A 25,235-nucleotide genomic window follows, 5' to 3' on the forward strand; every position below is an offset into this window, starting at 1 on the left:
AAGCACTCGGCCCCTCGGCAGGCTCGCGGGGAGCGCCGCCGAGGGGCCGGGAACCTCAGTTCTGGGGGAAGCCGAGGTTGATGCCGCCGTGGGAGGGGTCGAGCCAGCGGGAGGTGATGGCCTTCTGCTGGGTGAAGAACCGGACGCCCTCGGCGCCGTGGGCCTTGGTGTCGCCGAACAGGGAGTCCTTCCACCCGCCGAAGGAGAACGTCGCGACCGGCACGGGGATCGGCACGTTGATGCCGATCATCCCGACCTGGATCTCGTTCTGGAACCGTCGGGCGGCACCGCCGTCGTTGGTGAAGATCGCCGTCCCGTTCCCGAACGCACCACCGTTGATCAGCGCGACACCCTCCTCATACGAGGCGACGCGGACGACGGCGAGGACGGGGCCGAAGATCTCCTCCGTGTAGACCTTCGACGTCGTCGGGACGTTGTCGATGAGGGTCGGGCCGAGCCAGAACCCGTTCGGGTCGCCGTCGATGGGCGTGTTGCGGCCGTCGACGACGATCGTGGCGCCGTCCTGTTCGGCGATGTCGAGGTAGGACGCGACCTTGTCGCGGTGCACCTTCGTCACCAGCGGGCCCATGTCGCAGTTCCGGCGTCCGTCACCGATCCGCAGCGTCGCCGCGCGTTCGGCGATCTTGGCGATGAGCTCGTCCGCGACGGGCTCCACCGCGACGACCACGCTGATCGCCATGCACCGCTCGCCCGCGGAGCCGAAGCCGGCGTTGATGGCGGAGTCGGCGACGAGGTCGAGGTCGGCGTCGGGCAGTACGAGCATGTGGTTCTTCGCCCCGCCGAGCGCCTGGACGCGCTTGCCGTGTGCGGTGCCGGTCTCGTACACGTACTTCGCGATCGGGGTGGAACCCACGAAGGAGATCGCGCGGACGTCGGGGTGGGTGAGGAGCCCGTCGACGGCCTCCTTGTCACCGTTCAGCACCGTGAACACGCCGTCGGGGAGGCCGGCTTCCTTCCACAGCTTCGCGAGCCAGATCGCCGCGGACGGGTCCTTCTCGCTCGGCTTCAGCACGACCGTGTTCCCGGCGGCGATCGCGATCGGGAAGAACCACATCGGCACCATCGCGGGGAAGTTGAACGGCGAGATGATCCCAACGACCCCGAGCGGCTGCTTCGTGGAGTACACGTCGACACCGGTGGAGACCTGCTCGGAGAACTCACCCTTCAGGTGGTGCGCGAGACCGGTCGCGAACTCCACGACCTCCTGCCCCCGGGTGATCTCGCCCAGCGCGTCGGAGACGACCTTGCCGTGCTCCGCGGTGATGATCTCCGCCAGCTCGCCCTTCTTCGACTCGAGCAGCTCACGGAACTTGAACACGATCTGCTGACGCTTCGCGAGCGGCAGGTCGCGCCAGGCGGGGAAGGCCGCGGCGGCGGATGCGACGGCGCGGTCGATCTCCGACTGGTTCGCGAGCGCGACGTGCTTCGTCGCGACACCGAGTGCCGGGTCGTAGACCGGGGCGGTGCGACCGGAACTGGAGGGGGCTTCGGCTCCGTCGATCCAGTGGGGGACGACCGGCAGCGAACCGGCGTCGGTGGTGGGGGTGGTGCTCGTGGCGGTGGTGGTCATGCGGAGGGCTCCTGGGCGTCGTGGGGTGCAGGGGTGCTGGGTGCTGGTCGTGCCGGAACGGGTGCCGGGAGTCCCGACACCGAGTCCCAGAACGAGTCCGGGTCGCCGCTCATGGGCGCAGCTCGCCGAGGGCGGCATCGATGATCGCGATGCCCGAGGCGACCTCGTCGGCGGTCACGACGGCGGGCGGGACGACGTGAATGCGGTTCTCGCTGATGAACGGCAGGAGGCCGGCCTCGAGCAGGGACGACTTGAACCGACCCATCGACGCCGCATCGAGCGGTGCGCGGGTCTCGCGGTCCTCGACGAGCTCGACCGCCCAGAACACGCCGCTGCCGCGGACCTCGCCGATGAGCTCGTGACGCTCGGCGAGGGAGCGGAGCGCGGGCCCGATGTGGTCGGCGCCGATCGCCTTCGCGTGTTCGACGACACCCTCCTCGGCCATCGCGGTGAGCGTCGCGACGACACTCGCGGCGGCGAGCGGGTGGCCGGAGTACGTGAGCCCACCGGGGAACACCTGCTCGTCGAAGACGCGGGCGATGTGCTCGGAGACGATGACACCACCGAGCGGCACGTAACCGGAGTTGACGCCCTTCGCGAAGGTGATGAGGTCGGGGCGCACGTCGAACGCGTCGAACGCGAACCACTCGCCGGTGCGGGCGAAGCCGGCCATGACCTCGTCGAGGATGAGCATGATGCCGTAGCGGTCGGCGATCGCGCGGACACCCGCGAGGTAGCCGGGCGGCGGGGTCAGGATGCCGGCGGTGCCTGGCACGGTCTCGAGAAGGATCGCGGCGATCGAGCCGGGGCCTTCCGCCTGGACGGTGCGCTCGAGGTGGCGGAGGGCGCGCTCCGACTCCTCCTCCGGCGTCGTCGCCCAGAACTCGGTGCGGTAGAGGTACGGGCCGAACACGTGCACGTGGCCGCGGGCGTACTCGTTGGGGATGCGGCGCCAGTCGCCCGTCGCGACGATGGCCGCGCCCGTGTTGCCGTGGTACGAGCGGTAGGTCGAGATGACCTTGTCGCGGCCGGTGGCGATGCGCGCCATGCGGATCGCGTTCTCGTTCGCGTCGGCGCCGCCGTTGGTGAAGAAGACCTTCTCGAAGCCCTCGGGGGCGCGGTCCAGGATGAGACGAGCCGCCTCGGCACGGGTCGCGTTCGCCGCAGCGGGCGCGATCGTGGTGAGCTGCGCCGCCTGCTCCTGGATCGCCGCGACCACCTTCGGGTGCTGGTACCCGAGGTTCACGTTGACGAGCTGGCTGGAGAAGTCGAGGTAGTGGCGTCCGTCGTGGTCCCACACGGTACTGCCGAGCCCACCCGCGATGGGGAGGGGCTTGAGCGTGCTCTGGGCGGACCAGGAGTGCAGGACGCGCTGGGTGTCGGCGTCGCGGACGCCGGCGTTGTCGAGGCCGGAGAGGAAGTCATTGATCACTCCTGCAGCCTGGCAATCGACGCGTCTGATGTACATGGCGGGATCAGTGATAGCTTCGGCACATGTCCACCACTTCAGTGATCGCTGGCGAGGTCGGCCGTGCGTCCTCGAACCTGTCCTTGCGCACGCTCATGGCCGAGCCGGTCTTCAAGCTCGGCCTCGTCGTCGCGGGTGACGCCGACGTCCTCGATCGCGACATCGCCTGGGTGCACAGCTCGGACCTCGGCGACCCGACGCCCTGGCTGGAACCGGGCCAGCTGCTCCTCACCGACGGCATGCAGTTCACCGGCGAGATGAGCGACGAGCTCGCCGACCGCCGCGCCGACGAGTACGTCCGCCGCCTCTCCGCCCGGGGCGTGCTCGCGCTCGGGTTCGCCACCGGGATCATCCACGCCGACATCCCGCAGCGGCTCGTCGAGGCGTGCGAGCGTCACGGGTTCACCCTGCTCGAGGTTGGCGAGCGGACCCCGTTCATCGGCATCATCCGGTTCGTCGCCGACGCGGTCGCAGCCGCGCGCGTGGCGTCGCTCGAGTGGTCGCTCGCCGCGCAGCGTGCGGTCGCGAGGGCGGCGCTCCGACCCGACGGCCTGACGGCGATCCTCGCGGAGCTGGGGCAGCAGCTCGGCTGCTGGGTCGCGCTGTACGACGCCCTCGGCAACCGGGTCACGACGAGGACGCGCGAGCCGGTGCCGGAGGGTGTGGAGACTGCCGTCGCCGAGGTGCTGCGCCGCGGGTCGCGGGCCGGCCTGCACCTCGCGGACGGAGCCGAGGGCGCGACGCTGCTGACGCTCGGTCGCCGGGGCGAGCTGCGGGGCATCCTCGCGGTCGGCTCCAGCGTGCCGCTCGACCATGCCGAGCACGACCTCGTCTCGAGCGTGATCGGCCTCGCGAGCATCGCCCTCGAGCAGCACAGCGCCCTCGACCTCGCACGCCGGCAGCTGCGCTCGGGGCTCCTCGAGCTGCTGCTCTCCGGGGACCGTGCGGTCGCCGAGCGCACCGCCCAGCGGCTCTGGGGGCCGCTGCCGCCCGACCCGATCCGCGTCGCCGTGGTCGACATCCCCGTGGGTGAGCTGGGCTTCCTCTCGGAGCTCGACGTGCAGGCCGCGGCGCACGGCGGCAAGCTGTTCTTCGCCGAGCAGGACGAGCGGATCGTCATCGTGTCGAGCGACGCGGACACCGGACTCTGGGACGTCGTCGTCGGCCGCCACGGGCTGTCGGGTGGGGTGTCGGCGAGGACGAGCTGGGAGGGGTTGCGGGATGGCTTGGCTGAGGCCGAGCGGGCGCGCGCGTCGGCCGGGGAGACGCCGCGACTGGTGCGATACGAGGCGCTCGCCGAGCAGGGGTTGCTCGGGTTGCTGAGCGCGTCGGGCGGGTCGGTGCTGGCGAACCGGTTGCTGGAGCCGCTTGGTGGGCTCGGCGCCGAGGCTCGGGCGGTCCACGTGGAGACGGCCCGGGCGTGGTTGGAGGCGAACTGCGTCACCGATCAGGCGGCTGGCCGCCTCAGGATCCACCGGCAGACCCTCCGCGCGCGCATCACCACGCTCGAGTCGCTGCTCGACCTCGACCTCTCGCGCTTCGGCGACCGCGCCGAGCTGTGGAGCGCCCTCCAGCTCACCGACGGCTGAAGATCCTTCGGGCCCCGGTCGCTGAGCGCACCCCGGTCACCGAGCCCACCCCGGTCACCGAGCCTGTCGAGGTGCCACCGTGGGCCCTTCGACAGGCTCAGGGAGCGGAGAAGGTGCTCGGCTCGGGGTGACCGCCGCTTGCCGACGAACCCCAGCGGGGGTTCCGGTCCCCAAGCCACACCCAGCCATCCCGGTCCCTGAGCTGAACCATCCCGGTCCGGTCCCTGAGTCGCACCCCTCTCGGTCCCTGAGCTTGTCGAAGGGCGGTCGACGCGGGGCGGGGCCGCACTTCGACAGGCTCAGTGACCGGATGGGGGCGTCAGCGACCGGTGGTGCGAGCTCAGAGACTGGATGGGGCGTCAGCGACCGGTGGCGCGAGCTCGGCGACCGGGGCCGAAGCGCCTACGCGATGCGGATGAGCTTCTTGTTGACGAACTCGTCCATCGCGGGCTTGCCCATCTCACGGCCGGTGCCGGAGCGCTTCACGCCGCCGAAGGGCAGCTCCGCCGCGTCGCCGAGGACGAGGTTGATCCACACCATGCCGGCGTCGATCCCGTCCGCGACCCGCAGCGCCTGCTCCTGGTCGGTCGTGTACACGTAGGAGCCGAGGCCGAACGGGGTGTCGTTCGCGAGGCGCACGGCCTCCTCCTCGGACGCGACCCGGTACAGCGACGCGACGGGTCCGAAGAACTCCTCGTGGAACGCGTCCATCTCGGGCGTCACGTCGGTGAGCACGGCCGGCGGGAAGAAGTTGCCCGACGGCTCGCCCGATGCCAGGATCGTCGCGCCCTGTGCCTTCGCGCGGCCGAGCTGCTCGCCGAGTCGCTCGGTCGCTGCGGCCGACGACAGCGGGCCGAGCTGCGTGCTCTCCGCCATCGGATCGGCCGGAGCGTTCGCGGTGAAGACCTCGGTGAACTTCGCGGCGAAGTCGTCGAACAGCTCGTCGATGATGATGAACCGCTTGGCGGCGTTGCACGACTGCCCGTTGTTATCGATGCGGGCGTTGACGGCGTCCTGGACGGCGGCGTCGAGGTCGTCGGTCGACAGCAGGATGAACGGGTCGGACCCACCGAGCTCGAGCACGACCTTCTTGAGGTGCTTGCCGGCCAGCTCGGCGACGGCGGAACCGGCGCGCTCCGAACCGGTGACCGAGACGCCCTGCACGCGCGGGTCGGCGATGACCGTCGCGATCTGGTCGTTCGTGGCGAAGATGTTCACGTACACGGAATCGTGGGCGCCCAGCTCGGCTTCGGCGTCGTCGAAGATCTGCGCGATCGCCAGCGCCGACTCGGGGCACTGCGGTGCGTGCTTGAGGAGGATCGTGTTGCCGTTGACGACGTTCGGGCCGACGAACCGCGCCACCTGGTAGTACGGGAAGTTCCACGGCATGATGCCGAGCAGCACGCCGAGCGACGCACGACGGATGAACGCGGAGCCGGTGCCGTCGGACAACTCGATCGGTTCATCGGCGGAGAAGGCCTCGCCGTTGTCGGCGTAGTACTGGTAGATCGCTGCGGCGAAGTCGACCTCACCGAGCGCCTGCTCGTACGTCTTGCCCATCTCGCGGACGGCGATCTCGGCCAGCTGCTCGCGGCGCTCCGTGTGGAGGGCGGCGACGCGGGCGATGAGCGCAGCGCGGTCGGCGACTGGAGCGCGACGCGACCACTCCTCGTGGGCGGCGGCCGCGGCGGTGATCGCCTGCTGCAGCTCCTCATCCGTGATCGTCGGGTAGTCGCGGAGAGTCTCTCCGGTCGCGGGGTTGACGACGGCGTAGTCGCTCACTGGTGTGCTCCTTTGTCTGAGGTGCTGCTGGTGCGGTGCGGTGTCCGTTGCCGGCCGATGCGAGCTGTGCGGGTTCGACGTGAGCGGGACCACCACCTGCACCGTATCGAACCAGGCTCCGCCTGTCATGGGTTGGACTGCGGCTCCTGCCTCGAAACCCGGCTCAGGAGTCGAAGCCCAGCCCGACGGCGTCCATCGTGCGGAGCCAGAGCCCGCGTTTGCCCTCGTTGCGGTCGGCCCGGGCCATCTCCGACAGCGAGATGCGCGCGCCGATGAACGCGAGCGGGTCGGGCGGGAACGGCGTCGGCTTCTTCTGGACGAAGTCCATCGTCGTGCGCTCGGTCGGCGTGCCGGCGAGGAGGTCGAGCATGACGTTCGCGCCGTACCGCGTCGCCCCGACGCCGAGGCCGGTGAACCCGGCGGCGTGCGCGACCTTGCCGCCGTGCGCGGTCTCGAAGAAGGAGAAGAACCGCCCGCAGGTGTCGATCGCGCCGCCCCACTTGTGGGAGAAGCCGAGGTCGGCGAGCTGCGGGTAGGTGTGGGCGAAGTGGGCGGCGAGCTTGAGGAAGGACTCCTCGCGCTGGTCGAACCGCGGCTCGACGCGCCCGCCGTAGTTGTACACCGCGTCGTAGCCGCCGTAGAGGATGCGGGTCGACCCGTTCGCGTCGGTCGTGAGTCGCGAGTAGTGGAAGCGGTTGTCGAGGTCGGAGATGCCCTGCCGGCCCTTCCAACCCAGGCTCTCGAGCTGTTCTGCGGAGAGCGGGTTCGTCATCAGCGCGTAGTCGTAGACCGGCACCGTGTACTTCCGGGCACTCGGGATGAGTGCCTTGAAGACGTTGGTGCCGAGGGCGACGTGCTTCGCGACGACCGAACCGTGCGTCGTCGTCAGGGTGACCGACGTCGCGTTCGACCGGATCGAGCGGACGTGCGTGTACTCGTGGATCTCCACACCCAGGTCGAGGCAGACGCGTCGCAGCTCCCACGCCAGCTTGGCCGGGTTGACGAGCGCCGCTCCGGTGGGCTCGAACAGGCCGGCCTGGAAGATCGGCGAGTGCACCTCCGCCTGCATCGCCTCGCGGTCGAGGAAGCGTGCCCCGTGCTCCTCGGCACTCTCCCGTAGCCACTCGACGTGGTGTGGTGCGGTCGCCGCCTGCAGCAGCCCCGTCTCCTCCCAGTCGCAGTCCATGTCGTACCGGGCGATGGTCTCGCCGATCTCACGCAGGTTCTCGCGTCCCAGCTCCTCCAGGCGGTCGAACTCGTGCGGCAGGCGGCTCTTGCCGTTCGACGATCCGTGGGTGAGGCTCGGCTCGCAGAACCCGCCGTTGCGACCGGACGCGGCCCACGCGATGCGCCGGCCCTCGAGGAGCACGACCCGGCGGTCCGGGTCGCGCTCCTTCGCGAGCAGGGCGGTCCACAGGCCCGAGTAACCACCACCGACGATCGCCAGGTCCGTCTCGACGTCCGCCTCGAGGCGGGGGAGCGGAGCGGGCCGTGCCGGGTCGTCGAGCCAGTACGGCTCCGGTTCGGCCGAGGCCAGCTGGTCCCGCAGGCGTGCGGTGTCGGCGAGCTCTTCGGCCAGTTCGTAGGTGGTTCTCATGGTGGGTCCCCTGTGGTGCGTGGTTCGGTGCGGTCGCGTGGTGCGCGGTCAGTCGGTGCGGGCGGCGTCGGTGCGTTCGGTCTCGGCACGTGGGGTTCCGGCGGATGCCCCGCCGCTCCCGAGTCCCGAGTCGCGCTCGGTGCTCCGTTGGACGAACAGCCAGATGACGACACCGAGCGCGAGCAGGCCGAGCGCGATGCCGAGCTCCAGGAACCCGCCGTAGCCCGTGGTGGAGAACCCGGTGGCACCGACGATGAGGATGATCGCGAGGAGCACCGACAGCACGACCGACAGCGGCACGAAGAAGCGCGGCAGGCGGATCGGGCGGACGGCGTCGGGGCGGTCCTTGCGCAGCAGGAAGAAGCCGGAGACCGCGAAGAAGTGCGTGAGGATGTAGCCGAGGTTGCCGGTCACGATGATCGCGAGCGGGTTCTGCAGCACCACCAGGATCACGACGTTCATGACGAGCATCACGTTGAGCGAGCGGAACGGCACCCCGCGACGGTTGAGCACGCCGAGGGACGGGACGGTGACGCGCTCCTTGCCCATGTTGAACAGCACGCGCGAGGCGTCGGCCACCGAGGTGGTCATGATGAGCAGCAGCGAGGCGATGAGGCAGAGCACCATGACGTCCGCAGCGCCACCGACGAGCGAGGCGAAGCTCGCGACGAAGAAGGTCGCCGGGTTGTCGGCGATCGCCGCTTCACCCGCGTAGCCGCCGAGGGTCAGCGGGATGACGAAGAAGACGCCGAGGCAGAAGAGGACGGAGGCCTTGATCGCCTTGGTCGTGTCCTTCACCGAGTCGCGGTACTCCGGGGCGAAGGTCGCGCAGACCTCGATGCCGAAGGTGGTCCACGCCATGATGTACAGCCAGACGATCGCGGTGTGCAGGCCCTCGATGCCCTCGAGCTTCCAGGTGAGGTCGAGCGGTGCCCAGTCGGCGCTGAAGAGCGGGAAGACGATGAACACGAACAGGGGGATGAGCAGGATGCCCGCCGTGATGTAGACGAACGCCATCGTGACGCGGACGCCGATGACGTTGATGAGGTACATCACCCCGATGACGCCGAGGCCGATGAGGATCGGGAAGGTGATGGAGATCGGGCCGAGCTGGATCACCCAGTCCTCGTTCGGGAACCACTGCGCCTGGATGAGTGCCCCGGTGACCGCGCCGTAGGTGGCGAGGTTGGTGCCCCAGGGGAGCCAGTAGCCGACGCCCGTGATCGGTGCGACCCAGGGTGCACGCGACTTCCACGCTTCGGCCGCGTAGTGCGCGATGCCGCCGGAGGAGTTCGGGAACATGGTGGCGAGCTCGGTGTAGATCCAGTTGACGCCCATGGCGAGGATCATGGAGATCGCCCACAGGACGGCGGCCCCCCAGCCGCCGAGGCCGGTGATGGAGGCGCCGAGGGTGGCGATGAGCGCGGCGGGCATGGTCATCGCCATGGCGAAGCCGTCGAACCAGCGCATCCGTTTCGGCAGGTGCGTGGTCTCGTCGGTGCTGGTGACGTGTTCGGTCGACATGGGCTCTTCTCGATTCGTGGGGGACGAGACGTCGCTGTCTCGCTGCTGGTGCACTCAATGTGCCGAAGGATTGTCGGAACGACAAGATCAGGATGCTTCAGTTGTTGTAATCGTAACTTTGACGAAACAATACTGCTTGTTCGAGGAATCGCAAGGTCCTAGGCTGATCCCACATTCTCCCGACGACATCCGCACGACGCTGTTCGGCGTCGTCGGCCCAGCCACGACACAAGGAGGTCCGGAATGACCACGTTGCCGACACCCACTCGCACCCAGCTCTTCATCGCCGGCGAGTTCACCGACGGAACCAGCTCGGAGCGCTCGGAGGTGATCAGCCCCGTCACCGGTGACGTCATCGCGTCGATCCCCGTGGCCGGCACCGCCGAACTCGACGAGGCGGTGCGACGTGCGCACGAGGCGCAGCGGGAGTGGCGGAAGCTCGGCGTGTTCAAGCGCGCGGAGATCTGTCACCGGGTCGGCGACGCGATGAACGCCCGGGTGGAAGAGCTCGCCCGGCTGCAGACGCTCGAGCAGGGCAAGCCGCTCGCCGAGTCGATCGCCGACATCGCCGAGGCCGCGCAGCTCTTCCACCTCCACGCCGAGGACGCCCTCCGCCTCTACGGCGAGACGCTGCCGTCGAGCGACATCGACAAGCGCATGTTCACCTGGCGCGCGCCGGTCGGTGTCTGGGGCATCATCACGCCCTGGAACTTCCCGCTCCTCATGTTCAGCGAGTTCGTCGCCCCGGGCCTCGCGACCGGCAACGCCTGCATCGTCAAGCCGCCGAGCAACACGCCCCTCGCGGTCCTCGCGGCGATGGACTGCCTCGTCGAGGCGGGCGTCCCGGCCGGGCTCGTCAGTGTCCTCCCCGGCGACGGCGCGTTCGGTTCCGAGCTCGTCTCCCACGACGGCATCGACGCGATCGGCTTCATCGGCTCGTCCGCCACCGGGGCGAAGATCGTCCGCACCGCCGGCCTCAAGCGCTCGCTCATGGAGTGCTCCGGCAACGGTCCGATCGTCGTCCTCGAGGACGCGAACATCGAACGCGCCGCGAAGGCCGCCGTCGACTCCGCGTTCTACAGCGGCGGGCAGGTCTGCTGCGCAACCGAGCGGCTCATCGTCCACCACACCGTCCACGACGCCTTCGTCGAGGCCGCCCTCGCCTACGCGAAAGCCACCGTGCGACTCGGCAACCCCTTCGACGAGGGGATCAACCTCGGCCCGCTCAACAACGAGGGCGTCGCCGCGAAGATGGACCGCCACCTCGACGAGGCCCGCTCGCTCGGCTTCGACATCCTGCTCGGCGGCGGTCGTGCCACCGGCCACCCGACGGACCTCTACTACGACTTCACGATCGTCGACGGCGTCTCCGAGGACAGCCTGCTGTCGCGCGAGGAGTCGTTCGGCCCGGTCCTCCCCATCCTCACGGCGAAGGACGACGACGACATCCTCCGCATCGCCAATGCCGACGCGCTCGGCCTGCAGTCCGCGGTGTTCACCGAGAGCCTGTCGAAGGCCTACCGCTTCATGGAGGAGCTCGAGACCGGTCAGGTCATCGTCAACGACTCCAACGGCTGGTGGGACATCAACATGCCGTTCGGTGGTGCGGGTGGCAAGGGCACCGGCTGGGGTCGGATCGGTGGCATGTACACGCTGCACGACATGACCGACCTCCGCACCGGCGCGATCCACGTCCGCTAGTCGGACCGATCCGCCGATCGGCGACCTCCCTCGGTCCGCACGATCGGCGTCGCCCCGGTCGACCGCCCGCGTTCGGGTCGGTCGGTCGGCCGGGGCTCGTGGCTCGGGTGGGGCGGACACCGCACCCGGGTCGCACGGCTTCCCTCGCTACGCTTGCCAGATGACCATCCGCCCGCTGCCGGAGGAGCCACATGAACGACCTTGACGACATCGACCGTCGGCTGATCGCGATCCTGCAGCAGGACGGACGGAAGGCGTTCTCCGAGATCGCCACCGAGACCGGGCTGCCGGCCTCGTCCGTCCGCTACCGGATCCAGCGACTCGAGGACACCGGGATCCTGCAGATCGTCGGCATCGCGAACCCGCTGTCGATCGGCTTCGACCACCTGGCGCTCATCGGCATCCGCTGCGAGCCGGGGATGGCGCGCGGGGTGTGCCAGGAGCTGTCGAAGCACGCGGAGACGAGCTACGTGGTGCTCACGAGCGGCGGCTTCGACGTGATGGTCGAGGCCGTGTGCCGCGACATGGACCACTACAAGACGTTCCTCCTCGACACCCTGCAGCCGACGCCCGGGGTGCGGTCGACCGAGACCTTCTTCGTGCTCGAAGCCCACAAGCTCGCCTACGGCTGGGGCGTCGGGTAGGTCGTCGGGCCGCGCCGACCCCGCTCGTCTCCGTCTTGCTCAGAGAGGTACCTCATGACCGACCACCTGCTCGTCCCGAACGCGGTACTTCAGGGCGCCGACGTGGCGCTCGCCGACAACCCGCTCGCGCCCGAGGACGTCGTCTCGGGGTCGCCGCGGAGCGGGATCGTGTCCCTCACGGCCGTCGGTGACACCGAGGTGGGCGTCTGGGAGCTGGGTGTCGGCGTCGTGCAGGACACCGAGATCGACGAGGTGTTCGTGGTCCTCTCCGGCGAGGCGACCGTCGACTTCGCCGACGGCACCCCGTCGCTGGAGCTCCGAGCCGGCTCCATCGGCCGACTCGCCGCCGGCGCCCGCACCACCTGGACCGTCCGCGAGACCCTCCGCAAGGTCTACGTCGCCTGAGCCGCGCGCCTCGCGGCGCGGCAGCAGGACATCCGCCCGACAGCAGGACGCTTCGCGCCCGCCCGTCCTGCTCTCGCGCCGATCTCCTGCGTTCCGACCACCCCAATAGGCTTGTCGCATGAACCTGCGCACCGTCGAGCTCGACCACACGGACCACGCCGCCCTCGACCTCTGGTGGGGTGCAGCGTCGCGCGGCTTCCTCTCGAAGCCCGACACCGACGTGGCGGTGCGTGCCGAGCGGCGTCAGCTCCTCGTCGGCAGCTCGATCCTCGGGGTCTACGACGACACCGCGGCCGAACCACTCGTCCCCGTCGGCACGCTCGGTTCCTTCCCGACCGCACTGTCGATCCCCGGCGGCACCGTCCGCGCCCTGGCCATCACCGAGGTGACCGTCTCGACCTCCCACGAACGTCGAGGGATCGCCCGGTCACTGATGGAGAACCGACTCCACCACGCGAAGGCCACCGGTGCCGCAGTCGTCGCGCTCACCGCGAGCGAGGCGACCATCTACGGACGCTACGGCTTCGCCCCGGCGACCTGGGAGTTCACGCACGAGGTCGAACCCAAGCGCGTCGCTTGGCGGGGTGCGCCGCCCGCCGGCCGCGTCCACACGCTCGACCCGCGCTCGCTCGCCACCGTCGCGCCCGGGCTGTTCGAGCGCTCCCGCGGCACCGGCGACATCGACCGCGGGGTCGCCTGGTGGAAGCAGGCCCTCCGTGAGGTGACCATCCGCCACTTCAGCCACGGTGAGGGTGACACGCTCGCCCTCCGCTACGACGACGCCGACGGCGAACCGCAGGGCTACGCGCTCTACCGCGTCGGCGAGGAGTGGGGGACGATCGTCGTCGACGACCTCGTCGCCACCACCCCGGAGGCCCGCTACGCGCTCTGGCGGCACCTGACCGGGATCAGCCTCACCACGAAGGTCACCTTCCACCAGGCTCCGACGGTCGAAGCCATCCAGTGGCGACTCGTCGACCGTCGCGCCGTCAAGACCACCGCGCGAGCCGACTCGCTCTGGCTCCGGATCGTCGACGTGCCGACCGTGCTCGGCGCGCGCCGGTTCACCGTCCCTGCGGCGTCCGATCCTTGCGAGCACCTGCTCGATGTCGAGGACGCCCTCGGACTCGCCGGCGGTCGGTTCGCGTTCCGCATCGACGAGCACGGTGCCGCGGTCGCGGAACGCATCGGCGACGTGCCGGAATCGACCGACGACGACGCTGTGCGCCTCACCATCAACGAGCTGTCGGCCGTCCTCCTCGGCGGCCCGCGCGTGTCGGCGCTCGCCGAAGCAGGGCTCATCACCGGGTCATCGGAGGCGGTACGAGCGCTCGACCTCGCCTTCGCGACGGAGCAGGCGCCCTTCCTGCGGACGCACTTCTAAGGGCTACCCGCCAAGGTGAGATAGCTCGGCCGATCGATCAGGGAGCGGTTGCGCCGAGGAGGATCGCCGCGGCGGGGAGTGCGAGCAGCATCATCCAGCCGGTGATGAGCGCACCGACGAGGCCTGCCAGGAGGGTGAATCCTCCGATGGTGGCGGCAAGGGTGCGGAACAGCTGGCGTTGCTCGGCCGGGACGCTGCGGCGCAGGGTGCGGGGAAGTGCCGCGAGCTGCGGGCGTGGGGTGCGGATGGAGCCGGTGGTGGCGGGGTGCTGCAGGGTCGTCATCGGGGTCGGGTGGTTCCTGGTCGGGTTCGGATGGGAGGCGCGCTTCGGGAACGGCTGATCGGTCGGATCCGGATCTATATCTCGAAGTGCAGATTTGTTATACACCGTGGTAGACGTGTCTGCAACTCGTCGGCGGCGCACACGCTTGACGCCGCTCCACAGGCGCCCGATCCGCGCTCGCCGCGTCATGCCCACCAACTGTCGAGCCGTCGACCGGCTCCCGATCGATACCGTCGCTGCAGCATCACGACGGCCTTCGTCGCGACTCACGGCCAGACAGGAGTATGCGTGGACACGATCCCGGAACGCAATGACCACCGAAGCGCGCGCGGAGCCGCCGCCAGGGCGCCGTTCCAGGTCGCTCGGGCGGCGCTCGATCATGGCGATCGTCGTCGCAGTGGTCGCCCAGCTGAGTGTGTTCGCGCTGGTGATCGTCGCCTGCACGGGTCAGGCCGGGGAGTCGCGGGGTGATCGTGCTTCGACGGTGCCCGAGGCGCCGGCGATCGACCCGAGCGCTCCTCAGCGTGACGACGAGCTTCCCACCCGAGACGAGGTGTTCGCCGTGGCTGCAGACCTCCTCGGGCAGATGGTCAATACGGCGACGGGTGGGCAGCCGTTCGCGTTCTCGCCCCAGGCCTCGGAGGCGCCCTGCAGTAGTCTGGCGCCGTCCGGTCGGGCCACGAAGCTGGCGCGCATGGCCGTCGAGGTCGAGCTGCCGGTCGGAACGAGTCGCGCCGTGCTCGTCGATCTCATCAACGGGTACGCGCCGCCCCTCGAACTCGCGGCCGACTCGGACGAGTTCCGGTCGGAGCTGATCGTGCCCTCGTACGGCGAGCTGGAGCTGTCGACGCAGCTCCGCGACGACGCCATCATCTTCGAACGGGAGCTCCGACCCGATGCCGACGTGCTGCGGATCACGGTCGAGAACGGCTGCTTCCTCCCGCCGATAGAGTGACATCCGTCGAGCAGAGGGGAGTGTCGCATGAAGATCGTCGTCGCAGGAGGCAGCGGGATGGTCGGGCGACACGTCGTCGCGGTGGCCCAGGAGCGCGGACACCGGGTGGTCGCGCTGTCGCGTGCCGCCGGCGTCGACCTCGCAACTGGAGCCGGGCTCGCGCAGCAGCTGGAGGCCGCGGACGTCGTCATCGATGTGACGTCGACGGCCACGCAGTCCGCCCAGCAGTCGCGCCAGTTCTTCGGGGCGGTCACCCGCAACCTGTTCGAGGCGGAGGGCGCCGCAGGCGTGCCCCATCACGTCGCGCTGTCGATCGTCGGAAGCGACAAGGCGCCCTTCGGCTACTACGCGGGCAAGGCGCTGCAGGAGGAGATCGTGAGCACCGGACGCATCCCGTGGACGATCCTGCGCGCGACGCAGTTCCACGAGTTCGCGCAGCAGATGGTCGAGCGGTTCCGCTTCGGGCCGGTGACGATGGTGCCCACGATGATCTCGCAGCCGGTCGCCGCGCGCGAAGTCGCCGAGCGCCTGGTGGAGCTGGCCGAGGGCGAGCCGCAGGGGCGCCCGGCCGATCTCGCTGGCCCCGAGGAACTGCGGATGACCGCGATGGTCAAGGCCTACACTGCGGCCACGGGCATCCGTGGCCCGGTTCTGCAGATCCCGCTGCCCGGCGGCTTCGGCAAGGCGATGCGCGACGGCACGACCCTGGCCGGCCCGGGCGCGCAGCGCGGTGTGCAGACCTTCGCGCAGTGGATCGAGGGGCTCAGCGCCGCTCGCTGAGCGTCAGCTCCGCTGAGCCGCCCGGACGTCCTGCATGAGTCGAGGCGTACGCCACTCGCCGATCCGCTTGAACCACACGGACGGTGGGTAGGCGAGCCGGACGACGAAGTAGTTCACGTACTCGATGACACCCAGGAGCCAAACGAACGGGATGCCGATGGCCGCGAAGGGGTGGGCGGGGAACCAGACGATGATCCCGACGAGTCCGGCGAGCAGCAGGGCCGCGTCGAGCACGCGGAACCCGCGGTAGGTGGCGGCCAGTCCAGGAGGCATGGTGCCCTGCTTGACCCACCGCCGGGCGGCCAGCCAGTAGATGCCGGCCTGCACGAGGATCACCAGCAGCGGTAGGAGGGCCGACCAGAACGCGAGCGCATCGGTCGGCTGTTCGAGCAACGGGAGCGCCGAGACGAACGCGACCCAGATGAACACGACGGCGGCGAACAGCTCGCCCAGTCCGAGGCTCAGGTACCGGCCCCGGAGGACCGTGCGGCGATCGTCGGTCATGTCACCAGCCTAAACACGGTGTGCCGGGCCGGTCGATTCCGCTCGGCGGACCCTCAGGTGCTCAGAACGTGACGGTCGGCAGCGTCATGATCTCGGCGCCGTCCTCGGTGATCGCGATGGTGTGCTCGCTGTGGGCCGTGCGGCTGCCGGTCACGCTGCGGAGGGTCCAGCCGTCGGCGTCGGTGACGAGCTTGTCGGTGTCGGCCATGACCCACGGCTCGATCGCGAGGAGGAGGCCCGGGCGCAGCTTGTAGCCGCGGCCGGCGCGACCGTCGTTCGAGACGTGCGGGTCCTGGTGCATCGTCGTGCCGATGCCGTGGCCGCCGAACTCCATGTTGACCGGGTAGCCGGCGCCACGCAGCACGGTGCCGATCGCGAAGGAGATGTCGCCGATCTTCGCACCCGGCTTGGCGGCTGCGATGCCGGCGGCGAGGGCCTCCTGGGTGGTCTCGATGAGCGCGATGTCTTCGGGGGTCGCCGTGCCGACGACGAAGCTGATGGCCGAGTCTGCGGCGATGCCGTCGAGGAGGACGGCGAGGTCGAGGGTGAGGAGGTCGCCGTCGGCCAGCGTGTAGTCGCGGGGGAGGCCGTGGAGGACGGCGTCGTTGACGGCGGTGCAGATGTAGTGGCCGAAGGGGCCGCGACCGAAGGAGGGTGCGTAGTCGACGTAGCAGGAGACGGCGCCGGCCTCGAGGATCATCGCTTTGGCCCAGCGGTCGATCTCGAGGAGGTTGGTGCCGACCGTCACGCGGTGCTTGAGCGTGTGGAGGATGTTCGCGACGAGCTCGCCGGTGCGACGTGCCTTCGCGACCTCGGTGGGGGTGAAGATCTCGATCATGCGGGGCCCTTCCATCGGCGTGCTGCGTTCGTGGTGCGGTGGTGTTCGTGCCGCGAACGGCGCTCGACCAATAACTATACCGGTCAAACTATCCCGTACTACACTGGGCGCATGGTCCGCCTCCCGCTCACCCCCTCCGATGTCGAACGCGGTCAGCGCCTCGGTGCGCTCCTGCGCGAGGCCCGTGGTGAGCGTTCGATGCTCGACATCGCCCTGGATGCCGGCCTCTCGCCGGAGACGCTGCGGAAGATCGAGTCGGGCCGGGTCGCGACGCCGGCGTTCTCGACGATCGCCGCCATCGCCGAGGTGCTCGGCCTCTCCCTCGATGATGTCTGGGCGACGATCAGCCCGACCCGGCGGGACGTCGCGCCCACGGACCGCTTGCGCGAGCGACTCGTCTCCTAGCTCCCCGGTCGCTCCCGTTCCCTGAGCTTGTCGAAGGGCCCACGCAGTTCCGCGGCCGTATCCGCCCGACGTGCCGCGCCGGTCCCTGAGCCTGTCGAAGGGCGCGGGAACCGGACGTCCGCGCGGCAGCAGGACGCTCGCGTCCCATCTGTCCTGCTGCAGGGCGGTACTCCTGCTGCCAGGTTCCGCCCGCTACTGCGTGTCGCTCGTCGTCGGCTCGACAGGCCGGGTGAAGACGTTCTGGCTGATCTTCGTCCACCCGTCTGCCGGGTCGAGCTCGGTGTCGACGACGGTGTCGGCGAGCACGGTGTACTCGTTCGTGCTGTCGCTTACGCCCACGCGGTAGCCGCCGCCACAGGCGCGGAAGGGCTGCGTCGAGGCGAACACGATGATGCAGATCCGCGGCTGACCGGATTCGGTGGCGGAGGCGAGGAAGACCTCTGAGTCCCCCTGGACGGCGACGAGCCTCGTCGAGCCGGGGTCGATGGTGACCGGGTCGCCGCTGTCGGCGCCGACCGAGTTCTCCGACAATCGGTCCTTCGCCTCCTGGTCGCGTTGCAGGTCCGCGTACGTCGTCTCCGTGCCGGCGCAGGCGCTCAGCCCGAGTGCCAGCGCCAGTGCTGTCAGCGTCGTTGCGATGCGTCGATGCATGTCGAGTCCCCCGAGGTCGATCACCGACAGCCTACGACCCCTGCCCCCGGAGCGCGGCTGCAGCACCGGAGGCTCCTCAGCCCCTGAGCTCGTCGAAGGGCCAGCGCACACGGACCCGAGCTGTGTAGCGTGGCACGGATGACCGAGGAGCAAGCCGACCCGCACACCACCGGTTTCGTCGACGTGGATGGCGGTGCGTCGATCTTCGTCGAGGAGTCCGGTACCCCCGACGGCGTCCCCGCGCTCTGGCTGCACGGCGGCCCCGGCGGTTCGCTCGGCTCCGGCTGGTATCGCTCGCACTTCGACCTGTCGCGGTACCGCCTCATCGGCATCGACCAGCGCGGAAGTGGCCGCAGCATCCCGAACATCGTGGACGCGCTCGAGCAGCTCGACGAGCACACGACCCAGCGCCTGATCGCCGACATCGAGGCGGTGCGAGTCGCCTCGGGTGTGGAGCGCTGGGTGGTCGCCGGGGTCTCATGGGGCACGACCCTCGCGCTCGCCTACGCGCAGGAGCATCCCGATCGGGTGATCGCACTAGCGCTCGTCGCGGTGACGACTACGAGCCGCGACGAGGTCGACTGGATCACCGAGGGCGTCGGCCGGATCTTCCCCGAGGAGTGGGCACGGTTCGAAGCTGACAGCGACCGGCGGGACGGCGAGCGGGTCGTCGAGGCCTACGCGCGTCGTCTCCGCGAGGGCGACGCGACGGACCGCACACACGCCGCGACCGCCTGGGACCGCTGGGAGAGTGCGCATGTGTCGCTCGACCACCCGGAACGCGTCGGCCAGCTGTTCGCCGACGCGACCGTGCGCGAGGCGTTCGCGACGCTCGTCACCCACTACTGGAGTCACGACGGCTTCCTCACCGGCGACCGGGCGGTGCTGTCGCGGATGGACCGTATCGCGCACATCCCCGGCGCGCTGGTGCACGGCCGACGTGACATCAGCGGACCGGCCGCCACCGCCTGGCGCCTCCATCAGCTGTGGCCGGCGAGCGAGCTGACGATCGTCGAAACCGAGGGCCACGGCGGCGCCGAGGAGAGCGCCGTGCTCCGTGCGGCCCTGGACCGCTTCGCGGCGCTCGGAGCGCAAGACCCCTCCTGAGCGCGGACGATTGTCGCTGGATGCGGTGGTACTTCGACAGGCTGCCGAAGTACCACCACGCGGCTACATGTCAGCGCAACGCTCGCACAGGCGGTATCCGTTGGTCCCGGATCGCCGGTTCTCCGCCGGAATCCGTGCTCCGGCCGGACAGTCGCTGTGGACGTGGTGCACGTCCGGGTCCGACGGGTTGATCGAGTAGTACGGGTCTGTCTTCATAGCTCCTCCTTGAGCTCAGTTGTCCTCCAAAATGAGGACTCCCCTGGAGAGTAGGTCGTGCGACCGCACAATGAACATGGGGGCTGCACTACTCCCTCCCATGACAGCAGCCCATGCGACACTCGACCCATGGAACCCGAGGTCGTGATCCGCGTCGCCACGCCGGCCGACGCCGCCGGGCTCGCCGAGCTGAAGCTGCTGATGTCGCCGCCCACCGGCCCGCTCGCCGACTGGGAACGGGCGCTGTTCGCACATGACCTCGTCTCGTGGATCGCCGTCGACCCCGACTCCCGGGTGTGCCTGGTCGCCGAGGTCGACGATCGGCTCGTCGGCATGGCATGGCTCATCGTGTTCTCCCGCGCACCCAACATCGGGGCACTCCGCCGGCTGACGGGCGACGTGCAGAGCGTCTTCGTGCGCCCGGAGTTCCGTGGTCGGGGCATCGCCGGTCGCCTCGTCGACGGACTCCTCGACGCCGCACGCGCTCGCGACATCGGCCGGGTCTCCGTCAGCTCGAACGACGCGGGTGCGCCGGTCTACCGCCGCGCCGGGTTCGAGGAAGCGCCGCTCCTCCTCGAGTGGCGGGCCGACCCACCGGGCCGCTGAACGACGAATCGCCCCGAATGGTCGCACCAGGAGCTCCTGGACGACCACTCGAGGCGATTCGCGATGCAGCGTGACTTACATGTCGCGGTAGCGCTTGGCCTCGGCGACGAGTTCGCGCAGCTTGTCGGCGTCGACGTCCGGGCCGTAGCCGGGGGTGTCGCGCTGGATGCGCCATCCTTCGGAGAGCGCGCCGATGTCGAGCGGCTCGAAGCCGAAGGAGTCGATGAGTGCGGCGACCGTGGCCTTCGCGTCGGCGTCGTCACCGGCGATGACGAGGGCGCGGCGGTTCGGGGTGCCGGACGGTTTGCCCTTGGTGGTGAGGTCGGCGGCGTAGATGTGGTTGAACGCCTTCACGACCTTCGACTCCGGCAGGTGCGCCTGCAGCATCTCGGCCGTGGTGGTGGTCTCCTCGTCGAGCTCGGCGATGTGTCCGTCGCGCTCGGGGTAGTAGTTGTTCGTGTCGATGACGACCTTGCCCGCGAGCGGTGCGACGGGGACAGTGTCGATCGCGTGCAGCGGGATGGTGACGATGACGATGTCGCCACGCTCGGCCGCGTAGAGGGCGGTGCCGGCCGTGGCGTGCTCGCCGAGCTCCGAGACGAGGTCGGTGAGCGTCTCCGGTCCGCGCGAGTTGGACACGATGACGTCGTGACCCTGCGCCACCGTGAGGCGTGCGAGCTGAGAGCCGATGTTTCCTGAACCGATGATTCCGATGGTTGTCATGTTCAGGGGAACGGTTCCGGCGGGGTGAGGCATTCCTCCGCTCGGCGATTCTCAGCGGACGTTCATCCGCGTTGGTTCGTCGTATCGGCCGGTCGTCAATCGGTGGCTGCGACGCCCAGGAGCGCGCCGATCGCCGCATCGAGTCTGCTCCGGACGTCGCTCTCGGGTTCCGGGTCGTAGGTGAGCTGGGAGGCGACGCCGCCCGCGAGCGCCCAGACCGCCCAGGCGGTGGTGTCCGGTTCGACCCAGGCCGGGATCTCGCCCTCCGCGCGTCCGCGGGCGATGAGCCACGCGATGAGGCCGCGGAGTCGGGTGTCGCTCTCGGCGATGGCGGCGCCGATGTCCGGATCGACGAGCGCGACCTGCGCGAACACCTCGCCCTGGCGGTGTGCGGCACGGCGTGGTTCGTCGAGCGGGAGGACGCCGATGAACAGGTCGACGAGCCACTGCCGCAGGTTCGGACGGCCCGGTTCGCCGGGTGGCAGGGGCGCCGAGGTGTCGCGGAGTCGGGTGAACGCTGCCGCCACCATCCGCTGCTTGCTCGGGAACGCCTTCTGCACGGAACCGAGCGAGCAGTCGTCCTCACTCGCGACGGCGCGGAACGACAGGGCGCCCAGGCCGGACCGCGCGACGATCCGCAGCGCCGCGTCGGCGAGTTGGGTTTGGCGCTCGGTCAGGTCCACGTTCTCAGGGTAGGGCTGGGGCGTCGGTCGTCGCTGCGCCGTCCGACCGCGAGGACGTTCGTCGCCCGAGGAGCACCGCGTAGCCGAGCATGACGACGCAGGCCGCGCCGAGTCCGATGAGTGACCGGCTGTCGGTCGCGTCGCCGCCGATGAAGCTGACGAAGTTCCAAGCGGCGTGCCAGGCGATCGCGGGCCAGAGGCTGCCGGTGAGCACGAGGAGTTGGGCGGCGACGAGGCCGAACAGGGCTGCGAACGCCACCTGCAGGATGGAGGATCCGACGTCCGCGCCGCCCGCGAGGTTCGCCAGGTGCAGGACACCGAAGAGGACGGAACTGCCGACGACAGCAGAGCGGGTGCTGCGTGCGCGGAGGATCGCGAACACGATGCCGCGGAACCAGGTCTCCTCGTTCAGTGCGACGGCGGCGACGAGGACTCCATACGCCGCGATGGTCGGTGCGTCGACCCGGATGCCTTGGGCGCCGAGGATGATCAGGACGGTGGCTGCCGCCGGGACGAACCAGAGTGCGGCGCGCGCTCGCCGCGGACGCCGGAAGCCGTAGTCGCGGACTCGAGGCGGCGACAGGCGCATGACGACCAGGCCGAGGATCGCGGAGACGGCGGCCCCGGCGGCGAGCGTGAGGGCTGCTCCGGCCTCGCTCGCCCCGGAGAGTTGCGCTGCTGCTGAAGCGCCGGCCGTGAACACCACGGGGACGAGCGCGAAGGCGATGGCGGCGAGCCATGGTGCGCGCACGCGCCAGCTCGCGGCGGGGTGGTTGCTGAGCAGATCGGGCGTTGAAGTGGGCGATGAGAGAGAGGACACGCGGAAAGAATACATGTGTATTCCGATTGGCGTGATTGCCGGATGCGGTCGGGTGCGGAGCGGCCCGCCGAGGCCGTCACCGAGCTCCCTCCGGTCACTGAGCTTGTCGAAGTGCGCCCTTCGACCGGCTCAGTAAGCGGGCTCGGCCGTGGGGACGGCCGCCTCACTCCACCGGCGGCAGCAGTTCGAACGCCAGTGGCTCGGTCGCGATCCCGTTCACCTGCAGCGCGATCCCGTGCGCACCCGGGTGGTAGCGACGGGTGGTGATCGCGCGGAACGAGTGCTCACGGGAGAGGTGGATGTGCTCGCCGGGAGCCAGTTCGGTCGTCGTCAGCTTGAACGTCTTCGTCGTCTGCGAGCCGTTCGCCTTCTGGTGGTGCACGACGTAGTCGATCGCCAAGCGGGCCGTCTCGGCACCGGTGTTGCGGACGGTCGCGACGAATCGGACGGTGCCGCCGAACGGGATGTGGGCGCTGTCGAGACCGAACCCCTCGACGTCGGTGGTCGCCGCTCCAAAACCGAGCGCGGCCAGCGCGCCAGGGTTGCCGCGCTTCACAAGGGTGCGCAGTGCATGGCGGACGAGCGCCGGGGTGTTGGCGTCGGGGTCGGCGAGCCAGCGGTCGGCAGTCGCGACGACGAGGTCGGGGTCGTCGCGGCTGAGGTCGTTGAGGTGGTTGGCGACGGAGCGGCGCACGTACTCGCTCGGGTCGCGGTAGAGGGCGTCGAGGATCGGGACGGTGACGCCCGGGTTCGCGACGATCTCCCGCACGCGCACGGCCCACGGCAGGTAGGGGCGGGTGCCCTCGCTGGCGAGGCGGCGGATGTGCTCGTTGTCGGAGATGGTCCAGTCGAGGACGATGGCGAGCGCGCGGTCGAGATCGTGGCGCAGGAGGGTGCGGATGGCGAACTCGGCGCTGAGGCGCTCGGTGAGTTCGGCGAGGAGTCGCATGGCGTCGTCGAAGGCGTCGGGAGTGCCCTCCTCGACCGCGCGGGCTGCGACGGCGCTCGTCACCGGCCAGATGAGCCAGCCGGTGAACGCGGGGTTCGTGGCCTGGGCGGTGCGGATGATGCCGGCGAGCGTCGCGTAGTCGCCCGGGACGTCCTCGAGCAGGGCGTCGCGCAGGAGGTCGGCGCGCTCGCGGAGGGCGAGACCATCGAGTCGCTCGGCTGCCTGAGCCGTGGCGTCGAACGGGTTGCCTGGCGCGGCCTCCTGGAGCGAGCGGGTGAGGGTGCGGGCGACGGCGGTGCCGAGGAGCTCGTCTGCGAAGGGCATACGGCGATCATGGCGTGTGCCGCTGACAGGTGTGCTGCTGGGCCTGGGCTGAGTCGCCTGAAAATACTCCGATTCCGCGCAATACGTGACAGATCCAGGCGACTCAAGGTGCGTGCGGGTCGCCGCCTGTGCTGAGTCGCCCGAATGTGTTCCAACGTCGCCCGATTCGCAACACATTCGGGAAACTCAGCATGGTTGGGCCTTGCTGGGCTCGGCACTGCCGCGGAGATCACCGAGGTCGGGTCGACACCCAACCGGTCCAGTGTCAGACTCGGAACGTGACGATCGGCGACCGACAACAGCACTCCCAGCAGCTCAGCGGCGGGCTCCACGGAGCCGATCACGACCTCCTCGAACGCCTCAACGCGGCACATGCCGAAGCGCAGATGGTCGGATGGGACTTCTCTCGGCTGGATGGCACACTCATCTCCGACAGTCCGTGGTGGGACTTCGAAACCGACTGCCTGCAGGCGCTGCGCGACTCTCGCATTGGAGCCCTGGATCTGGGAACGGGCGGTGGGGAGCGGTTGTCCGCGCTCCTGGAATCGCTCTCCCAAGAGTCCGCACAGCCGCCCGTGGTCGTCGCTACTGAAGGATGGCCACCCAACGTCCCCGTAGCGAGAGCGCAGCTCGCACCCCGCCACGTCGCGGTGCTGCAGTACGACTCGGATGCTGACGACGTCCTCGGCCTCCCTGATCAGTGCCAGGATCTGGTGATGTCTCGGCACGAGTCCTACGACGCGGCCGAGGTCGCCCGCGTCTTGGCCCCCGGCGGCAGGTTCCTGACCCAACAGGTTGACGGCTTCGACGCGCCCCAGATCCATGAATGGTTCGGGAGCGAGTACACCCACCCCGATGTCACCGTGGATGCCCACGCGGAGGCTCTGCGGGAAGTGGGGATGCGGATCGACCAGGTCGACCACTGGGAGGGATCGATGCAGTTCAAGGATGCTGTCGCCCTCGTCACCTACATCGGCCTCGTCCCGTGGGACGCTCCCGACTTCACCGTGCAAGCGCACGCTCAGCGACTCTCTGACTTGAACACTGCAGCCCCCATCACCGTGACGCAGCGCCGGTTCCGGATCTACGCCACAAAGGAGTAGCGGCGGCCGACCAATGTTCCGCCTCCGTTCACCCGGTCGCGATAGCCTGGCGCGCATGACTGCATCGCTGACTGCCCTGGCCGAAGAACTCACGCGTCGGGGCCTCGTCGCCTCACCGGAGATCGAGGACACCTTCGTCTACGGGCTCGCCCGCTTCGACGCGATCGACGCCGAGGTCATGCTCAACGTCGACCCCGAGCCCGAGGAGCAGGAGGGCGAGCCGGAGCCGGCGGCGCTCGCCGACTTGGCGCAGCGGGTCCTCTCGAAGCCCAGGGCAGAGTGGAAGGTGCTGCTCGACCGGGTGGCGTCGGAGATCGAGGAGGCCGTCGAGTCGGACGAGGTCATCGAGACCGCCGATCTCCGTGACGATCTCGTGCTGCGCTCGGTGATCGTCTTCATCGACGCCGTGCTGCTCTCGTTCGACGCGCCGAAGCAGTTCCCCGACAGCTCGGTGCTCGTGCAGCTCGACGCCGACCTCGCGTTCGAGGCCGTCGAGGTCGAGCCCGACGAGGACGACGAAGAGGGTGTCGAGTCGATCAAGTTCTCGACCGTCGAGGAGCTCGTGCGCCGCCTCTCGATGTGAGGCCCGAGCTTGCCATCTGG

General features: G+C 69.6%; 25 protein-coding genes. 12 read left to right on the forward strand and 13 right to left on the reverse strand.

The annotated features are described in order from the left end of the window. Positions 1-55 precede the first annotated feature (55 nt). Together ACQG07_RS04975 and ACQG07_RS04980 are read right to left on the reverse strand one after the other, a co-directional pair. A complete protein-coding gene (locus tag ACQG07_RS04975; RefSeq protein ID WP_426737605.1) occupies positions 56-1,591 on the reverse strand; it encodes a CoA-acylating methylmalonate-semialdehyde dehydrogenase in 1,536 nt (511 codons plus the stop codon). A gap of 109 nt (positions 1,592-1,700) precedes the next feature. Further along, positions 1,701-3,023, reverse strand: coding sequence for an aspartate aminotransferase family protein (locus tag ACQG07_RS04980; protein ID WP_426737607.1), 1,323 nt, complete (start codon positions 3,021-3,023; stop codon positions 1,701-1,703). Between the two features lie 62 nt (positions 3,024-3,085). Here ACQG07_RS04980 and ACQG07_RS04985 point away from each other — a divergent pair, with 62 nt between their 5' ends. Further along, positions 3,086-4,648, forward strand: coding sequence for a PucR family transcriptional regulator (locus ACQG07_RS04985; RefSeq protein WP_426737609.1), 1,563 nt, complete (start codon positions 3,086-3,088; stop codon positions 4,646-4,648). Positions 4,649-5,050: 402 nt separating this feature from the next. Here ACQG07_RS04985 and ACQG07_RS04990 read toward each other — a convergent pair whose 3' ends face one another. The 3 genes from ACQG07_RS04990 to ACQG07_RS05000 form a co-directional block, all read right to left on the reverse strand. After that, positions 5,051-6,430, reverse strand: a complete 1,380-nt coding sequence (locus ACQG07_RS04990) for an NAD-dependent succinate-semialdehyde dehydrogenase (RefSeq protein ID WP_426737611.1) — start codon at positions 6,428-6,430, stop codon at positions 5,051-5,053. 163 nt (positions 6,431-6,593) lie between these two features. Beyond that, the gene (locus ACQG07_RS04995) at positions 6,594-8,027 is read right to left on the reverse strand and encodes an NAD(P)/FAD-dependent oxidoreductase (RefSeq protein WP_426737613.1); all 1,434 of its coding nucleotides are present in this window, start codon (positions 8,025-8,027) and stop codon (positions 6,594-6,596) included. A gap of 48 nt (positions 8,028-8,075) precedes the next feature. Further along, entirely contained in the window at positions 8,076-9,551 is a 1,476-nt protein-coding gene (locus ACQG07_RS05000; RefSeq protein ID WP_192006134.1) for an APC family permease, read from the reverse strand. Between the two features lie 243 nt (positions 9,552-9,794). Here ACQG07_RS05000 and ACQG07_RS05005 point away from each other — a divergent pair, with 243 nt between their 5' ends. From ACQG07_RS05005 to ACQG07_RS05020, 4 genes are all read left to right on the forward strand, one after another. Then, the gene (locus ACQG07_RS05005; RefSeq protein WP_426737615.1) at positions 9,795-11,252 is read left to right on the forward strand and encodes an aldehyde dehydrogenase family protein; all 1,458 of its coding nucleotides are present in this window, start codon (positions 9,795-9,797) and stop codon (positions 11,250-11,252) included. A 191-nt stretch (positions 11,253-11,443) separates the two neighbouring features. Continuing rightward, complete coding sequence (locus ACQG07_RS05010; RefSeq protein ID WP_056013555.1) at positions 11,444-11,896, forward strand: Lrp/AsnC family transcriptional regulator; 453 nt, start codon at positions 11,444-11,446, stop codon at positions 11,894-11,896. Positions 11,897-11,950: 54 nt separating this feature from the next. Continuing rightward, on the forward strand, positions 11,951-12,301 hold the full coding sequence (locus tag ACQG07_RS05015) for a cupin domain-containing protein (protein ID WP_426737617.1): 351 nt from the start codon (positions 11,951-11,953) through the stop codon (positions 12,299-12,301). 118 nt (positions 12,302-12,419) lie between these two features. Beyond that, positions 12,420-13,685, forward strand: a complete 1,266-nt coding sequence (locus tag ACQG07_RS05020; RefSeq protein ID WP_426737619.1) for a GNAT family N-acetyltransferase — start codon at positions 12,420-12,422, stop codon at positions 13,683-13,685. Between the two features lie 37 nt (positions 13,686-13,722). Here ACQG07_RS05020 and ACQG07_RS05025 read toward each other — a convergent pair whose 3' ends face one another. Further along, positions 13,723-13,968, reverse strand: a complete 246-nt coding sequence (locus ACQG07_RS05025; RefSeq protein ID WP_426737621.1) for a hypothetical protein — start codon at positions 13,966-13,968, stop codon at positions 13,723-13,725. 310 nt (positions 13,969-14,278) lie between these two features. Here ACQG07_RS05025 and ACQG07_RS05030 point away from each other — a divergent pair, with 310 nt between their 5' ends. Beyond that, the gene (locus ACQG07_RS05030) at positions 14,279-14,923 is read left to right on the forward strand and encodes a hypothetical protein (protein WP_426737623.1); all 645 of its coding nucleotides are present in this window, start codon (positions 14,279-14,281) and stop codon (positions 14,921-14,923) included. Between the two features lie 27 nt (positions 14,924-14,950). Then, complete coding sequence (locus ACQG07_RS05035) at positions 14,951-15,703, forward strand: SDR family oxidoreductase (protein WP_426737625.1); 753 nt, start codon at positions 14,951-14,953, stop codon at positions 15,701-15,703. A 3-nt stretch (positions 15,704-15,706) separates the two neighbouring features. Here ACQG07_RS05035 and ACQG07_RS05040 read toward each other — a convergent pair whose 3' ends face one another. Together ACQG07_RS05040 and map are read right to left on the reverse strand one after the other, a co-directional pair. Then, positions 15,707-16,207 carry a hypothetical protein gene (locus tag ACQG07_RS05040; protein ID WP_426737627.1) on the reverse strand — a complete coding sequence of 167 codons (501 nt, stop codon included), beginning with the start codon at positions 16,205-16,207 and terminating at the stop codon, positions 15,707-15,709. A 61-nt stretch (positions 16,208-16,268) separates the two neighbouring features. Then, positions 16,269-17,045, reverse strand: coding sequence for a type I methionyl aminopeptidase (gene map, locus ACQG07_RS05045; protein WP_274500254.1), 777 nt, complete (start codon positions 17,043-17,045; stop codon positions 16,269-16,271). Between the two features lie 111 nt (positions 17,046-17,156). On the opposite strand from map, the gene ACQG07_RS05050 reads away from it, so the two are divergent. Beyond that, a complete protein-coding gene (locus ACQG07_RS05050) occupies positions 17,157-17,450 on the forward strand; it encodes a helix-turn-helix domain-containing protein (RefSeq protein ID WP_426737630.1) in 294 nt (97 codons plus the stop codon). Between the two features lie 192 nt (positions 17,451-17,642). On the opposite strand, the gene ACQG07_RS05055 is transcribed toward ACQG07_RS05050, so the two are convergent. Then, a complete protein-coding gene (locus ACQG07_RS05055) occupies positions 17,643-18,125 on the reverse strand; it encodes a hypothetical protein (protein WP_426737632.1) in 483 nt (160 codons plus the stop codon). Positions 18,126-18,239: 114 nt separating this feature from the next. Between ACQG07_RS05055 and ACQG07_RS05060 the strand changes: the two genes are divergently transcribed. Beyond that, on the forward strand, positions 18,240-19,208 hold the full coding sequence (locus ACQG07_RS05060) for an alpha/beta fold hydrolase (RefSeq protein WP_426737634.1): 969 nt from the start codon (positions 18,240-18,242) through the stop codon (positions 19,206-19,208). 345 nt (positions 19,209-19,553) lie between these two features. Continuing rightward, positions 19,554-20,030, forward strand: coding sequence for an N-acetyltransferase family protein (locus ACQG07_RS05065; RefSeq protein WP_426737636.1), 477 nt, complete (start codon positions 19,554-19,556; stop codon positions 20,028-20,030). 75 nt (positions 20,031-20,105) lie between these two features. Here the strand turns inward: ACQG07_RS05065 and ACQG07_RS05070 are convergent, their stop codons facing one another. The 4 genes from ACQG07_RS05070 to ACQG07_RS05085 all read right to left on the reverse strand — a co-directional run bounded on the left by ACQG07_RS05070 (position 20,106) and on the right by ACQG07_RS05085 (position 23,529). Beyond that, the gene (locus tag ACQG07_RS05070; protein WP_426737638.1) at positions 20,106-20,753 is read right to left on the reverse strand and encodes an NADPH-dependent F420 reductase; all 648 of its coding nucleotides are present in this window, start codon (positions 20,751-20,753) and stop codon (positions 20,106-20,108) included. A 95-nt stretch (positions 20,754-20,848) separates the two neighbouring features. Then, on the reverse strand, positions 20,849-21,436 hold the full coding sequence (locus ACQG07_RS05075) for a TetR/AcrR family transcriptional regulator (protein ID WP_426737639.1): 588 nt from the start codon (positions 21,434-21,436) through the stop codon (positions 20,849-20,851). Positions 21,437-21,440: 4 nt separating this feature from the next. Next, positions 21,441-22,256, reverse strand: coding sequence for a CPBP family intramembrane glutamic endopeptidase (locus ACQG07_RS05080; RefSeq protein ID WP_426737640.1), 816 nt, complete (start codon positions 22,254-22,256; stop codon positions 21,441-21,443). A gap of 163 nt (positions 22,257-22,419) precedes the next feature. After that, entirely contained in the window at positions 22,420-23,529 is a 1,110-nt protein-coding gene (locus ACQG07_RS05085) for a DNA alkylation repair protein (protein WP_426737642.1), read from the reverse strand. A gap of 278 nt (positions 23,530-23,807) precedes the next feature. Between ACQG07_RS05085 and ACQG07_RS05090 the strand changes: the two genes are divergently transcribed. Both ACQG07_RS05090 and ACQG07_RS05095 read left to right on the forward strand, forming a co-directional pair. Then, entirely contained in the window at positions 23,808-24,632 is an 825-nt protein-coding gene (locus ACQG07_RS05090) for a class I SAM-dependent methyltransferase (RefSeq protein ID WP_426737644.1), read from the forward strand. Between the two features lie 55 nt (positions 24,633-24,687). Further along, entirely contained in the window at positions 24,688-25,215 is a 528-nt protein-coding gene (locus ACQG07_RS05095; RefSeq protein ID WP_426737645.1) for a cytochrome C5, read from the forward strand. Positions 25,216-25,235: the final 20 nt, after the last annotated feature.

This window comes from Plantibacter sp. 2H11-2, from assembly GCF_050031945.1.
GTDB classification, from domain to species: Bacteria; Actinomycetota; Actinomycetes; order Actinomycetales; family Microbacteriaceae; genus Plantibacter; species Plantibacter auratus.

Bases quoted from the DNA above. Each gene is read 5' to 3' on its own strand.
- ACQG07_RS04975 (WP_426737605.1), bottom strand. From the start codon at position 1,591: ATGACCACCACCGCCACGAGCACCACCCCCACCACCGACGCCGGTTCG.
- ACQG07_RS04985 (WP_426737609.1), top strand. From the start codon at position 3,086: ATGTCCACCACTTCAGTGATCGCTGGCGAGGTCGGCCGTGCGTCCTCG.
- ACQG07_RS04995 (WP_426737613.1), bottom strand. From the start codon at position 8,027: ATGAGAACCACCTACGAACTGGCCGAAGAGCTCGCCGACACCGCACGC.
- ACQG07_RS05000 (WP_192006134.1), bottom strand. From the start codon at position 9,551: ATGTCGACCGAACACGTCACCAGCACCGACGAGACCACGCACCTGCCG.
- ACQG07_RS05005 (WP_426737615.1), top strand. From the start codon at position 9,795: ATGACCACGTTGCCGACACCCACTCGCACCCAGCTCTTCATCGCCGGC.
- ACQG07_RS05010 (WP_056013555.1), top strand. From the start codon at position 11,444: ATGAACGACCTTGACGACATCGACCGTCGGCTGATCGCGATCCTGCAG.
- ACQG07_RS05015 (WP_426737617.1), top strand. From the start codon at position 11,951: ATGACCGACCACCTGCTCGTCCCGAACGCGGTACTTCAGGGCGCCGAC.
- ACQG07_RS05020 (WP_426737619.1), top strand. From the start codon at position 12,420: ATGAACCTGCGCACCGTCGAGCTCGACCACACGGACCACGCCGCCCTC.
- ACQG07_RS05025 (WP_426737621.1), bottom strand. From the start codon at position 13,968: ATGACGACCCTGCAGCACCCCGCCACCACCGGCTCCATCCGCACCCCA.
- ACQG07_RS05030 (WP_426737623.1), top strand. From the start codon at position 14,279: ATGACCACCGAAGCGCGCGCGGAGCCGCCGCCAGGGCGCCGTTCCAGG.
- ACQG07_RS05035 (WP_426737625.1), top strand. From the start codon at position 14,951: ATGAAGATCGTCGTCGCAGGAGGCAGCGGGATGGTCGGGCGACACGTC.
- ACQG07_RS05040 (WP_426737627.1), bottom strand. From the start codon at position 16,207: ATGACCGACGATCGCCGCACGGTCCTCCGGGGCCGGTACCTGAGCCTC.
- map (WP_274500254.1), bottom strand. From the start codon at position 17,045: ATGATCGAGATCTTCACCCCCACCGAGGTCGCGAAGGCACGTCGCACC.
- ACQG07_RS05050 (WP_426737630.1), top strand. From the start codon at position 17,157: ATGGTCCGCCTCCCGCTCACCCCCTCCGATGTCGAACGCGGTCAGCGC.
- ACQG07_RS05060 (WP_426737634.1), top strand. From the start codon at position 18,240: ATGACCGAGGAGCAAGCCGACCCGCACACCACCGGTTTCGTCGACGTG.
- ACQG07_RS05065 (WP_426737636.1), top strand. From the start codon at position 19,554: ATGGAACCCGAGGTCGTGATCCGCGTCGCCACGCCGGCCGACGCCGCC.
- ACQG07_RS05070 (WP_426737638.1), bottom strand. From the start codon at position 20,753: ATGACAACCATCGGAATCATCGGTTCAGGAAACATCGGCTCTCAGCTC.
- ACQG07_RS05085 (WP_426737642.1), bottom strand. From the start codon at position 23,529: ATGCCCTTCGCAGACGAGCTCCTCGGCACCGCCGTCGCCCGCACCCTC.
- ACQG07_RS05095 (WP_426737645.1), top strand. From the start codon at position 24,688: ATGACTGCATCGCTGACTGCCCTGGCCGAAGAACTCACGCGTCGGGGC.